At 59.5% G+C, this 13,013-nt stretch carries 12 protein-coding genes; 7 read left to right on the forward strand and 5 right to left on the reverse strand.

The window, feature by feature from the left end; genetic code table 11:
- Positions 1-14 precede the first annotated feature (14 nt).
- From C1H84_RS16895 to C1H84_RS16910, 4 genes are read right to left on the reverse strand one after another with little or no spacing between them, the layout of a single operon-like run.
- Positions 15-587, reverse strand: a complete 573-nt coding sequence (locus C1H84_RS16895) for a hypothetical protein (protein WP_113608063.1) — start codon at positions 585-587, stop codon at positions 15-17.
- A complete protein-coding gene (locus C1H84_RS16900) occupies positions 584-1,720 on the reverse strand; it encodes a transglycosylase SLT domain-containing protein (protein ID WP_181728188.1) in 1,137 nt (378 codons plus the stop codon). The genes C1H84_RS16895 and C1H84_RS16900 overlap by 4 nt, the downstream gene beginning before the upstream one ends.
- Before the next feature lie 13 nt (positions 1,721-1,733).
- Positions 1,734-3,197, reverse strand: a complete 1,464-nt coding sequence (locus tag C1H84_RS16905; RefSeq protein WP_113608065.1) for a hypothetical protein — start codon at positions 3,195-3,197, stop codon at positions 1,734-1,736.
- Between the two features lie 27 nt (positions 3,198-3,224).
- Complete coding sequence (locus C1H84_RS16910; protein ID WP_113608094.1) at positions 3,225-3,443, reverse strand: helix-turn-helix domain-containing protein; 219 nt, start codon at positions 3,441-3,443, stop codon at positions 3,225-3,227.
- Positions 3,444-3,635: 192 nt separating this feature from the next.
- Here C1H84_RS16910 and C1H84_RS16915 point away from each other — a divergent pair, with 192 nt between their 5' ends.
- The 7 genes from C1H84_RS16915 to C1H84_RS16945 are packed head-to-tail and all read left to right on the forward strand — an operon-like array spanning position 3,636 to position 11,709.
- Complete coding sequence (locus C1H84_RS16915) at positions 3,636-4,253, forward strand: DUF6668 family protein (protein WP_113608066.1); 618 nt, start codon at positions 3,636-3,638, stop codon at positions 4,251-4,253.
- A 12-nt stretch (positions 4,254-4,265) separates the two neighbouring features.
- Positions 4,266-4,547: a hypothetical protein gene (locus C1H84_RS16920; protein ID WP_113608067.1), complete on the forward strand. Its 282-nt coding sequence runs from the start codon at positions 4,266-4,268 to the stop codon at positions 4,545-4,547.
- Positions 4,548-4,590: 43 nt separating this feature from the next.
- Positions 4,591-5,301, forward strand: coding sequence for a DUF8175 domain-containg protein (locus C1H84_RS18115; protein ID WP_146956184.1), 711 nt, complete (start codon positions 4,591-4,593; stop codon positions 5,299-5,301).
- 9 nt (positions 5,302-5,310) lie between these two features.
- Positions 5,311-6,831: a hypothetical protein gene (locus C1H84_RS16930; RefSeq protein WP_146956186.1), complete on the forward strand. Its 1,521-nt coding sequence runs from the start codon at positions 5,311-5,313 to the stop codon at positions 6,829-6,831.
- A gap of 2 nt (positions 6,832-6,833) precedes the next feature.
- Entirely contained in the window at positions 6,834-8,345 is a 1,512-nt protein-coding gene (locus tag C1H84_RS16935) for an SCO6880 family protein (RefSeq protein WP_113608070.1), read from the forward strand.
- Positions 8,345-9,976, forward strand: coding sequence for a hypothetical protein (locus tag C1H84_RS16940; protein WP_113608071.1), 1,632 nt, complete (start codon positions 8,345-8,347; stop codon positions 9,974-9,976). The genes C1H84_RS16935 and C1H84_RS16940 overlap by 1 nt, the downstream gene beginning before the upstream one ends.
- The gene (locus C1H84_RS16945) at positions 9,976-11,709 is read left to right on the forward strand and encodes a type IV secretory system conjugative DNA transfer family protein (RefSeq protein WP_113608072.1); all 1,734 of its coding nucleotides are present in this window, start codon (positions 9,976-9,978) and stop codon (positions 11,707-11,709) included. Before C1H84_RS16940 ends, C1H84_RS16945 begins: the two co-directional genes overlap by 1 nt.
- Positions 11,710-12,179: 470 nt before the next feature.
- Here C1H84_RS16945 and C1H84_RS18120 read toward each other — a convergent pair whose 3' ends face one another.
- A complete protein-coding gene (locus tag C1H84_RS18120) occupies positions 12,180-12,866 on the reverse strand; it encodes a hypothetical protein (RefSeq protein WP_146956188.1) in 687 nt (228 codons plus the stop codon).
- Positions 12,867-13,013 lie beyond the last annotated feature (147 nt).

Below are 13,013 nucleotides of genomic sequence, written 5' to 3' on the forward strand. Positions count from 1 at the left end.
GGCGGTGGGGCTGGTTAGCGGACGGAGGAAACATAGTCGCGGATCTTGTACGGCTCGGTGTCGGTGAAGGTGAAGAAGAACGTTTGCTTCCCTTCCCCGGCCCAGGATTCCCCGTCCTTGGTGACCCATTGCCACGTGGCGGTGACGGCGATGGTGTCTTGCTCGTGATGCTCTGTCATCAGCTTCACCGTGGGTTTACTAGTGGCCTTCTTTTCGGCGGCGGTCAGCCATTCAACGCCGGTCGCGGGCCGTTCGGGGGCAATGACTTCCTTAGCTCGTTCGGGGGTCATGAGTGTGCGGGCGCGCAGCTCGGCGGCGGTGCGGTTGAAGTCCTTGGTCGGGTTCCAGGTGGTCATGATCGTGGCCGCTTGCTTGGCCAGCTCGACCTTGGCCGGATCTTCGGTGGCTTGGCCCTGGGAATGACTGCTCCCGCTGCTGCTGGGGGCTGGCGCGGTGGGGCTGGCCGTGGTTGGGGCGACGGTCGGTGCGCTGCTGGTTTCCGTCTCGGTGCCGGCCGGCGTGCAGCCGGTCACTCCTGTGACGAGTCCTGCGGCCAGGGTGAGGGTGAGGATTTTGGGGTGTTTCATTGGATGTTCACCTTTTGCTGTCGAAGGATCGGGATCGGGTCATAGGTTTTGCCGTTGTTGATCGCCGGGCGGTCGAACACACTGGTTTTCGGGTTGTTGATCTGAAAATGCACGTGGATGCCACTGGAATTCCCGGTCGCCCCGGGCTTGCCTAGTGGGGTGCCTTTCTCTACCACGTCGCCGGTTTTCACCAGTAGCGAGTGATCTTGTGCTTCGTGGAATTCAAAGACCAGATAGGGGGCTTCGGTCATCTGCCCGAAGATGTAGTTGCCATAGGAGCCATACAGCTGATCTGGCGATCCCACAGAGACATAGGTGATTTTCATATCCGTGGGAGCGTAAAAGTAAGGTTCAGATCCAGCCAGGTCGATGCCTTCGTGCTTCAACAAGAACGGCTTGCCAACGCAGCTAGTCAGCGGGCAGGCACGTGGCCCGAAGCCTGAGGTCAGTCGCGCGTTCGGCATGGGGTGCGCCCATTCATCCGCTGTCAGGTCGCCAAAGTCGAAGCCACCGGGCGCTTCACAGGTGGAGGAATAGTCCATTTGGGCGTTGTCCATGATGATTTCGACGTAGTGCTCGGTTTCGTCAAAAGGCGGGATGCCCCCGTATTTTTGGACGTTGCCCGCTCCGGCGTTGTAGGCGGCGAGGGTGAGCTGGATCTTTTCCTGCTCATTACTCGCCAGCTTGGCGACTTGTCCGGCGAGATGCTTCATGTAGCGGCCTTGGGCATCCAGTCCGGCGAACGGATCAAAAGGATCTTTCCCGTGGCCCCATTCGCCCCAGGTTCCGGGCATGAACTGTGCGATGCCTCGTGCCCCGACCGGGGACACGGCCTTGGCGTTCCACCCGGATTCTTGTTGGATCTGTGCGGCAATGATCCCTACCGGCAGTCCTGCGCTCTGCGCGGATTGCTCCACGGCTGCCCGGTACTGTTCCGGGATTTTGACCTTGGGTTTGCCGTCCTTGTCGGCATCTGCGATAGGGGTTCCCTCGATGACGCACGGCGCATTTGGATCGACTTCGTCATTGCTCCCGGCACCCAGGAACAGGATGATCGGGGTGATGACCAGCAGGAGCAGAATTCCCAGGACAGCCAGGATGATTTTGGCGCCGCCGCCTTGTTCTTCGCCCATAGCTTTGCCTTCCCTACTGGATTTTGTTGGAGCGGTAGATGGTGGTGTTCTCCAACTGGGTGGCCACCACATATACCGCGTCATCGGTGACCAGTACCGGGGCGGGGTCTTCGGCCCGGTAGTTCGCCCAGGACTGCGGTTCGGCCTCCGGGGCGGCGAGGTTCACGGTGGCTGGCCCGTTGGTGGTGTTCGCGTAGATCAGGGTGCCGTGGATCGCGGACAGATCTGCCGAGGGTAGATCCACTAGCGCGCTATTGGCTCCATAGCGGATGCCGACCGTTCCGAGGGCGGCGGTTTTCGCGTCCCTGTCCACGAGCAGGGGTTCGGTGGCGGTGGGGATGGTGCGTGGCGTGCCGCTGAACAGCAGACTTCCGGTGGTGGTGTCCAGAACGCCCATGATGCGTTCGGTGTCATCCCAGGCCAGCAGGGCGTGGGTGTCATCTAGCAGCCACACTCGCATCGGGTATTTCGTGGTGCCTTCGGGGGCGGTGAAATGCTGCTCGGTCAGGATCGTGCCGGTGTTGTCCAGGGTGTAGATGGTGGTGGCGCTGATCGTGGTGATCGTTCCATCGGCGGCTACGTCCAGCACGGTGGAGCCGGGTGGGATCATCACCTCATGCAGCGTGCCGGCCGGATCAGGTACCCGGATATACCAGTCCCCGAGGTCGATGTAGGGGGCGTGGGTGTCGGTGCGCGCGGTTTGCCCTGGTTCCAAAGCGATGCTGGTTGGTGCCACGCTCGGGGTGTCGTAGGGCATGTCTACCGGCCAGAGGCGCAGCTCGTTGCGCTCTGCGGCGGCATAGACGGGCTTGCCGGCCCAGATGCCTTGGTGCATGGAGGCGAGGTTTTCCGGGGCTTTGTCCCCGCGCCAGACCGGCTGGCCCGTGGCCGGGGTTCGACCGGTGACGGTGCCCTCAGGATCAGCGGTCAGCAATCGGTCGGGGCTGATCAGGTTGACGGTGGACCCAGCCCGGGTGGCGTGGCTCCACGCGGCCGTGGCCGAATGCTGTGGTGGTGGTGCGGCTGGCAGCGTCGCCCCGACCCCTTGCGGAGTGTAGGCCGGGGCGGTCGCGGCAGGTTGGTTCGCGACGACCACGGCGGTGCCGATGCCGCCGAGGGTGAGCACCGCGAGGGTGCTCACCCCGGCGATCATCAGGCGCTTGGTGCGTCGTTGCCGGCGGGCTGTGGCCGCAAGTTCAGCTTCTTGCTGTTCGGTGAGGTCAAGGACTTCGCCGGTGGCAGCGACAATCATGTCCCAGGTTTGACCGGTTGACGCGTCGATAGCGCGTGCCCGCACCACACCGAGGTGGTGGTTGGTGAGTTTGGTGATAATCGCATTTTTGCCCGCCTCGATGAAATCTTCCTCATCGAGTACGGGAACCTGCGCCCCGTCTAAGGTCAGCGTCTGGCGGTCTTCGCTGATTTGCAGCGTATAGACCGGGAACGCGGGAACTTTCTGGGGATCGATTATCGTCATTTAACTCACTACCCGTAACTTCCTGGGTTAGTCGGCGGCTTCATCACTTTTCAGCAAGAAATCTCGAATGTCTTTTTTCCGGTACCTACGCACGCGGGAGCCAATGGATACCGATTTGAGTCCATACTCTCGGTTCCATTTCAGAACGGTCTGCGCTTTCACACGCATCACGTCTGCGATCTCTTCGGTCGTTGCCCATTCCGGCAAATCTGCGATGAGATCCTCAACGGCTTCTGGATCGTTCATGGTCACACTCCAAATGTGTATGAATGTGAAATCCATGTCAACCATATTACCCAAATTAACCATACAAAGCGCTAAGTTTGAAATACACCAATAATATTTAGGTAACACTATTGACAGTGACTTCACTGCGAGTTTATACTAAATGATAGATCAACCCTTTCGCGCTGATCACTCTACTAAGGAGAGCGCACTATGTCAGCCGTGTCGAATCCTTTTGCCCCTTCTAAAAAGAAGGTGACGCAAAATGACGCTTTCGACATCCGAGACGAGCTTATGGGCGATGACCTGCTAGTTAGCGGCCCAATGAAACCTGGCTTGTCTCCAATGCTTGAGGCTCCAGGTGAAGCTTGGGCTGTTAGCGACGTTGGCCCATTTAAGGGTCTTGCCGTCATGGGCCTACACGGTGGAGCTGGCGCCACCACAGTGGCCGCGCTCTTAGGTGATGACGCATCTGAGGTGGGCCAAGCTTGGCCTATCTCGCAGAACGCCTGGACTGGCAGCCCGTGGCCTATCCCAGTGATTGCGGTAGCTCGCACCGACCATCACGGGTTGGCCGCTGCGGATCGGTTCATCCGTTCCTGGGCCAACGGACAACTGACCGGTTCCCAGCTTTCGGCCTTGGTGCTGATCGAGGCAGGGCCACGCACCAGTGATGCCCGGAAGAAAGCCACCAAACGCTTATTGCGGATGGTGCCCCGGGGCACGCATATCCCGTGGATGGATTCCTGGTTGGATGCCCCACCCGATCCTGCCCGGCTCCCTGGGCGGATCAAACGAATCATCAAACTTCTCAACACTCCCACCCCATAGAAAGGCACACCCATGTTGTTGCAAGCTCTGGCTTTCGGTATCGACCTCGCCGCCACTATCCCTAACCCCACTCCGGAGCAGCCTCCGGGCACCCAAGGGTTCACCACGATCTTGAACTGGATCGCGTGGGCGGTGATCCTGCTCGGTGTGGCAGGGTTCCTTGCCTCGGCCGGGTTCTTGGCGTTCGCGTCCTTCACTGGACGGGAAATTAACGGCTTCAAGGGACTGATCATCTCGTTGATCGTCTGCATTCTGGCCATTAGCGCGGGAACGATCATCAACGTCTTCGTCTAAGACACGCTTGTGAACCGTCAAAGAGAAAAGAGAGAAGATCCTCATGGCCGAAACTGACCCATTAGGTAAAAACTGGAAACTCTGGGGCGGCATCCTCGCCTTCATCGCTGCGGTAGTGATCCTCGGGCTCATTTTCTTCCCCCGCACCCCACCGCAGCCAGAAGCCACACCGACCGCGCCGGCTCCTTCGGTGCCGGTCGACACTGCGCCACCTTCGGCTTCCCCTTCGGCCTCGGCTTCTAAGCCGGCCTCTGGGGATTGCCCTGCGTTAAGCACTGATACCTCGTTCCCGAACGATGCCCCGGCTACGGAGTGGAAGCGCCACCCTGCTGGGATGCTGCTACCGGTATCGGCGGAGCATGGTCCAGCGAAGATGGACGGGGATTTCTGGCGCTGCTTTAGCCACACCCCCACCGGCGCAGTAGTGGCGGGATTTACCCTCGTCATTGATTTCTCAGAAGGTCGAGAAATTGATGCTGCGGCTGAATCTATGAATCGTGAACGACTCTTCCAGGAACAGGGTTCCGGCACCAGCGATGAGGGATTTCCTCCCATGCTCGGATACCGCGTCATGAATAGCAGCGATGACAGCGCCATTGTTGAATACCTTTCCAAGACCGGCGAGCAGTACGCGGCAATGAGCGCCAATCTTGTGTGGAGCGAAAAAGCGCACGATTGGCGCTTAGATCTAAGTGCTAGCCCACCCACATGGAACACAGTTAACGACCCAACTTCCTTCACAGAGTTCAAGTAGGCGATTGTTGTGGCAAATCAGGGTGGATGCGAGTGGTGGCAAGTAGGCTGCAACATTGGTGACGGTCTAAAAAACCTTGCGGATAGTGCGATCACTGATTTCGTGAAGTCGCTCTATGACGGTGCGGTGGCGTTCGTGGCGCAGGTGTCCACCTTCTGGATGGATACCGCCAGCCCGGATGTGAACAACGCGGCCGTCACGAGCCTTCGTGCAGACATGTCCTGGTACGTCGCAGGGTTCGCCATTCTGGGGTTCTTTATTGGGCTAATCAAGCTGGTCACTTCCCAAGACGTGAAGAACAGCCTGATCGGCTTGGCCACCCCGATTGTGAACCTGATTCTGGCCACAACCGCCTACGCCGTAGGCATTGGCGTGCTGCTCAAAGCCTCGGATGAGTTCTCCCGGTGGATCGTGGAACGTTCCACTGGTGGGGATGTGGATCTGACCCAGATGCTCACCTCGGGCACCGCGCTGCTAGCGAGCCCTGGCACGGCTTTTTTGCTGTTCATCCTGTTGCTGCTCGGTGCGGTCATCAATCTGCTGTTCATGTATTTCCGTGACGTGATGTTCCTGATCCTCTCAGCCTTCATCGTCGTGCTGGCGGCAGGCAGCGGATCGGAGCAGGGTCGGCAAGCGTGGCGTAAAGCCAATGGCTGGCTGGTGGCCCTGTTGCTGTTTAAACCGGTCGCAGCGGGAATCTACTCGTTGGGGTTCCGCATGTTGGTGCAAGGCAGTGCCCCGGAAGGGGAGGAAGCCACGGTGACTGAGGCGATGCATTCCACGCTGATTGCGTTGTTGATCCTGTTGTTGGCGGCGTTGGCGTTGCCCGCGTTGATCAAGTTCATCGTTCCTGCGGCCGGGGTCGGCGCTGGCGCGTTCTCCGGTGGCGCGGCCTTGGGTGCTGGTGTCACGCTCGCGGCGGGTGCCGCCGTCCTGGCGGGCACTGGTGGTGCAGCGGCTGCGGCCGGTGGTGCTGGTGCTGCTGCGGGTAGCGGTAGTGGCGCGGCGGCGGCTGGCGGCGGGTCTACCGCTGCGGGTGCTGCCGGCGGCGGTGCCGGGGCCAGCGGCGGTGCCGGGGCCGGTACTGGCGGGGGTGCCGGTGGCGCTTCTGCGTCGACCAGTGCTGCTGGGTCCGGTTCTTCACCCTCGGGTGATAGTGGTTCCGGGGCTGGATCTAGTTCGGGCAGCTCATCCGCAGGTGGCAGCACCGGTTCGACGGGTTCAGGATCTTCCGGTACCGGTTCCGGTTCAGCTTCGTCCAGCGCCAGTGCGGGCGCTGCTGGGGCCAATAGTTCTGGTGGCTCTGCTTCCTCTGGTTCCGGTGCTTCACCCTCGGGGGCTGGTGCTGGCGGCTCTGGGAACACAACCCAATCCTCAAGTTCACCTCAAGAACATGCTCCGTCTGCCGGTGGCCCGTCCGGCGCGAAAGCACCGAACAAGGCTACGGAAGCCATGCAGAAAATGGGTGACGTGAAAGGCCTCGCTAACGGGGCGAATCCCAGCAAGCTCGTAGATGAGGACGGCGAATAATCATGGCCACCAGTGATGTGCGAATTGAACCGAACACCTTCGGCAACCTGACCGTGCCGCGCCGCTCAGGCTTGCTGGGTTTGTCCATGGGCCAGAGCCTCATGCTGGTGCCCATCGTCCTCATCGTCATTGTCACCGCAGCACGCGGCTGGATCATGGCCGCAGTGATCATCGCCCTGGCCACCATTCTGGGAGCCGTGCTGCTGCTGGTCACGAAAAAGCAAGGCCGTTCAATCTATGGGAGACTCATGCTTCGTCTAGCGCAGCGGCAGAAAGTCGCATCCAAAAAACACGTTTACCTCTCCGGCCCCACCGGATTCACCCCCGACGGACAAGTACGCCTTCCGGGCCTCATGGCCAAGTCGCAGTTGACCGAATCCATGGACTCCTACGGCAACCCCTTCGGACTGATCCGTTTGTCCTCACGTGGCCACCACAACTACTCCGTCGTACTCGAATGCTTCCCCAACGGCGATAACCTCATCGACCAAGCCGACGTGGACAACCAAGTCGCGCACTGGGCGAACTGGCTGACCCAACGCGGCCTGGACGAGGGAATCCGCGGCGCTTCGGTCACCATCGAATCCTCCCAAGACTCCGGCCTTCGATTGCAAAAACTGTTGGCCGATAACCACCGCGAGGATGCGCCCGAGTTCGCCCAACGCGTCGTGGAACGCATCGCACAGACCGATAATTCCACCGCACCTGAGGTCGTGGCACGCATTACCCTGACCTTTGACGGTCGCCGCCTCGACGGAAAAGCCGGGGATCGGGGCATGGAAGAAATGGCCGAGGAAATCGGCAACAAGCTCCCCGGCATCATTTCCGGGCTGGCGAACACCGGGGCCGGCGCAGTACGCCCGAACACCGCCCAGGAAATCATTGATTTCACCCGCGTCGCCTATGACCCGACCACCGCTGTGGCCGTGGAGGAAGCCCAAGCCGCTGGCGGCACCGGGCTGGCGTGGGAGGATGCTGGCCCGTCGTTCGCGCTGGACGCGTTCGATCACTACCGGCACGACCGGGCCGTATCGAAGTCATGGACGATGTATGAAGGCCCGCGCGGCGCATTCATGTCCAACTCACTGGCCCGTCTCACCGCACCCAGTGAAGGTGCACTGCGTAAGCGGGTGACCTTGTTGTATCGTCCGATCCCAGCGGATCAGACCTCCACGGTGGTGGAGAACGAGCAGAAGGATGCGATGTTCTCCGGCTCGCAGCAGCGCGTGTCCGTGCGTGCCCGCCAGCGGCTCGCCGCCGCGCAGAAAACAGCCCAGGAAGAAGCCCTCGGTTCGGGTTTGACCCGGTTCGGGCTGATCATCACCATCAGCGTCAAGGATGAGGCTGAGTTGAAGAAGTTTGATCGCACCGTTCCTGGCATGGTGTCCCACGCCAAGCTGCGCGTCCGTGAGGCGTTGGCGAACCAAGCAGTCACCTTCCAGGCAGGTTTGCCGTTAGGTCTCGTGGTGCCTGATCACATGATGATCCCCGACGAGCTGAAGGTGTGGTTCTAATGATTCCCCTGAAACTCTCGAAGAAACGCCACCAGCCCAGCCCCGCAGAACGGGCACAAGCTGAACTGGCTCATCCGCAGAGCCTCACGCTGTCCAAGCGCGACGTGGCCCGCCTCGAACGTGCAGCGAAGAAGGCCGCACCTAAGCCGGCCAAGGAACCGGGCTTGCTCTCCCGGCTGTTGGCCGAGGGCGCCCAGTCCAGGTACTCCCCGTCGGATGCGGGGTGGAATCGACCTGGTGGCGGGCCGGTGAACTACATCGAAAACCCGGTGGAGATTCAAGGCTCCTGCGTGCAAGTGTGCGGGTTCTGGCCCTTCGTCAACGGGGCCGGCTTGCCAACGATTGGCGCACCGTTGGGTCGGCACCTGCTGCGGGGCACCCTGGTGACCGGTGATCCGATTTCGTGGTTCCTCAACGGCATCATTTCCAACCCGTCCGCGTTCATTCTTGGCCAGCCCGGGTTGGGCAAGACCTCGCTGGTGCACCGTCTCTTGGCAGTGCTTTCCGCCTGGGGTGTGGTGCCGATGATCCTGGCCGACTCCCGGCCCGACTATGTGCCCCACATCCGCGCCCTGGGCGGTCAAGTCATCACGTTCTCTCCTGGCCAGGGACACCTCAACCCGCTGGATCTTGGCCCCCTGGTGGCCAGCCTGAACGAGATTGAGAACGAGAAGGCCCGCGACATTGCGATTCAGGAGATGATCAGCCGCCGCCGCTCCCTCATGGAAGGCATCGCCTCGATGATGTTGGGCCGTCCGTTGAAGCCGCACGAGTCCACCTGCCTGTCGGTGGCGATCAACGAACTCGACCCCGAGCTGCGTCACGCGCCGTTGATTGGTGAGCTGGTGGACTTCATCCGCTCCCGCCCCGAAGTGCTGCGCCAGAACGTGCTCGCCTACGATGATGACCACGAATACGACCAACGCCTCCAAGCCCTGCTGGATGCGTTGATCAACCTCGGCCCCTCCGGTGCCTATGGGGATATGTTCGCCAAGCCCTCCGACGCGCACATCACTCCCGGGGTACCGGTGGTGTTCGATATTTCCGGGGTCAACGAAAACGACTCCGTACTGGTCGCGGCCGTGCAGTCCTTGTGCTGGAACCTCGGATCAGCCACCGTATCGGCTGAGCAGCATTTAGCAGCAGCGGGCAAGCGCAAACGGCGCACCTACTTCCTAGTCATGGACGAGCTATGGCGCATCCTGCGAGCATCAGATGACATGGTGCACTTCATCGACACGATCACCCGCCTAAATCGTGGGCGCGGCATCGGGCAGGTCATGATCACCCACACCATGAACGACCTCCGCCTATCAAAAGAACACCTGACCGCCACCGCGTGGGGGTTCGTGGAACGCTCCGCCCTGGTGTTCCTGGGCGGGTTGGCGCCTTCGGAGATGGGCAACCTGGAAGAAGTGTTCGCCCTGTCTTCCAAGGAGAAAGCGTTGATGACTGACTGGACCGGTGAAGCCGTGGTTGATCCGAAAACCAACAAGGCTTCCCGCCGGCCCGGGGCCGGACATTTCATCATGAAGGTCGGCAAGAACCCGGGCACTCCGTTCGTCACGCAGCTCACCGATCTGGAATTTGAGATCTCGGATACCAACCGGGCTTGGGAGATGGTCAAGTAATGTTCAACGCTGATCCGCGCTCCGGGCGCAAAAACCAGCCAGCCAACGACGAAACCCTATGGATCATCGGCGGCGGCATCCTCACCCTCGGCATCATGGGGGTACTGTTGTGGACACTCGGCGCGATCCTCGACCCGAACGTACCGCAGGCCTCGAATAATCCGGTGCAAATCCTCATGGATCAGTCCCGCGGCTTCCTGCCCGTCGGCGGCGTCCAAATCGCCGTGTTCGCCCTCGGGCTGCTGCTCCTGTTGGCGGTCATCGTGATGCTGGTTGTGGTGTGGCGGCGCAGCCGAGGCACCAGCTCCCGCATTGATCATCTGGCCAAGGAGATGAGCCATGCCAAAGACTTCAAGGCCATGGAAGAACCAGCAGCCCGGGCGGATGCTGAACGCCTCGGAGCGACCAAGGCCGGCATCGGCTCACCCTTGGCGAAGCTAGTAAACAACAAAGCTAGCTTGTTTGCTTCCTATGAGTGGGTGCAGATCTGGTTGATGGGGCCACGCGCCGGCAAAACCTCCTGCGTGTGCGTCCCCCAGATCCTGGAAACCGGCGGGCCGGTACTGGCCACCTCGAACAAGCGCGACATCGTAGACATGACCCGTGGCCCCCGCGCCCGCGTCGGCGCGGTCTGGGTGCACGACGTGCAAGGCATCATCGGAGAAGAACCCTCCTGGTGGTGGAATCCCCTCTCCTTCGTCACCGATATGGAAACTGCTGAAAAGCTCGCGGACGTGTTCTTAGCTTCCGCCACCGACGCGGGCGCCAAGCAGGACGCGTATTTCGAGTCTGACGGTAAGCGGTTGCTCTCGCACCTGTTCTTTGCTGCCGCCGTGGGCCGGCGTCCGATCACTGACGTGTTCGCGTGGGCGCAAGATCCCGAGGATTTCACGGCCCGCGACCTGCTCAAAGACCACGGCCACCTGCCTCTAGCGAACTCCTTGGAGCAGATCCAGAAGCTCACCCCGAAGCAGCGTGACGGGGTGTATGGCACGATGCGCCCCTGGGTGAATGTGCTGTCTTATGACAAGGTGATCCCGTGGGTTCGGGATATGGGGATTAATCGTCCCGAGTTTGATCATCGCAAGCTGGCCACCGGCACCGACACTCTGTATCTCATTTCCAAGGAAGGCGGAGGATCGGCCCGCGCGATTACCGCTGCTCTGGTCATGGCGGTCATGACCGAAGCGGAGAAAACCGCTGCCAGCCAGCCCGGTGGCCGGCTGAAAACGCCGCTGACTGCTGTGCTGGATGAGGCGGCGAACGTGGTGCGTTGGCGCGAACTGCCGGACGTGTATTCCCACTATGGTTCGCGGGGCATTGTGGTGTCCACGTTCTTCCAGTCCTACAGCCAAGGTGTGGAAGCCTACGGCGAGAAGGGCATGAACAAGCTCTGGGGTGCCGCCAACATCCGCGTTGCCGGCTCAGGGCTTTCGGATGACAAGTTCTTACCGTTCCTTGCTCAGCTCGTCGGGGAACGCGACGTGCTTAAACGCTCCTCCAGTACCAGTGGCCGCACCGGACGCTCCGTCTCTAGCTCGATGCAGCGCGAGCGGATCTTGGACGTGGCCGATTTGGCAGCACTTCCACGGGGTCGGGCGATCTTGACCAGCTCGGGCCTGCCGGCTGGCCTGATCGAGCTACAGCACTACTCCACCAAGCCCTACGGGGAAGATGTGCGAGACTCACAAGAATACTACGAAGATGTTAGCTCAAAATTACGCTGTAACTAGTGGGGGCGATCAGATAGATATCGACCTTCTATGGGTAGCTTTTCCCCTCTTCCTCCTCTTCAACAGAACCCTTGGAAGAGCACTTCGGGTCACTACCTAGGTGATTAACGCTCCGTCACTTCAGTAAACCGCATGAATTTCTGTCTAGCTATCGATTACCTTACGAGAGACCCCGGGCACCTAAAATTACTTAGAGGCCCGGGGTCGTTTCAATACGCAAAACTAATGAAGGTATAAAGATTTTTCTGCTTCATGGGTTCTACGTGACCTATACCGAGCGAAAAGCCACGCCGCAGGCCCGATGACAGGCACAAAAAGAATAGCGAGCAACTGCAGCAAGAAATTTGCACGACGAACTCTTGAAACGAGTAACAACACTAATGCGATCAATGCCAGAACAACATGAACACTGACTAAACTCGCCAGTAATAGATCGCCAGCGGTGGGAATCAATGGATTCATCCTAGTAACTACCTCCAACCATGACTAGTTACGCTACCACGCCCATTGCCAGTAACATACTGCACATTGGATTTCGTGCTCCAAGTAATCTGGCCCCATGGTGTTGGAGTTCCGCGCTTGACCTTAACCAAGCACTCGGCAGTGGCCTTACCCCCAGAGACCCAAGAGCCATCCTTAGACGTATGAACCTCTGAAAAAGGGTCATAATTAGCATTCACTACACAGGAGTAGCTGGAAACTTTTTTCGCAGATCCGCTCGAGACCGTATAGTTCATGCGAACAGTGGTTTTTGAAATGGTGACTCCAGCAAAAGTGAAAGACTGCCAAGCGGAAACAGTCTTTGTGGTGCTGGCAGCTCGGGCCGCGGTCCCAAGTTGATTTTTGGACAGGACCGGAGCCGTTACAACCTCATCACTTACGACCTCAAACTGCCCCTTGGGCTCGCCACCTGTTTTTTCTGCTTCTTCAAATGGATCAATCTCACCGAGCAAGTACGAAGCAAGCTCATTTTTTTGCTCGCTATTCAACGCTTCAAACGCTCGCAAATCCTCAGGATTATCCAGATTCGCCTTGAAGGCTGTCAATGCATGTTGTTCCGTAGATATAGGCTCAGCAGCGACGGCGCTGAGGCTGGATACTGCACACAGCGACACTGCGGCAAGAGCTACCGAGATAGCCTTGACATATTTTTTCAAACTTCCTCCTGAAACGAATGCATATTTACTCCAAACACTATAATAGTGATCGGGGCACAATTATCAACACCTTGTATAAATGAAGATTCAACGTATCAAGAGTTCATTCGTCGATTTCACGCCAAACCAAACCACAAGTCGAGAGCC

Source organism: Glutamicibacter soli, assembly GCF_003309065.1.
Lineage (GTDB): Bacteria > Actinomycetota > Actinomycetes > Actinomycetales > Micrococcaceae > Glutamicibacter > Glutamicibacter soli.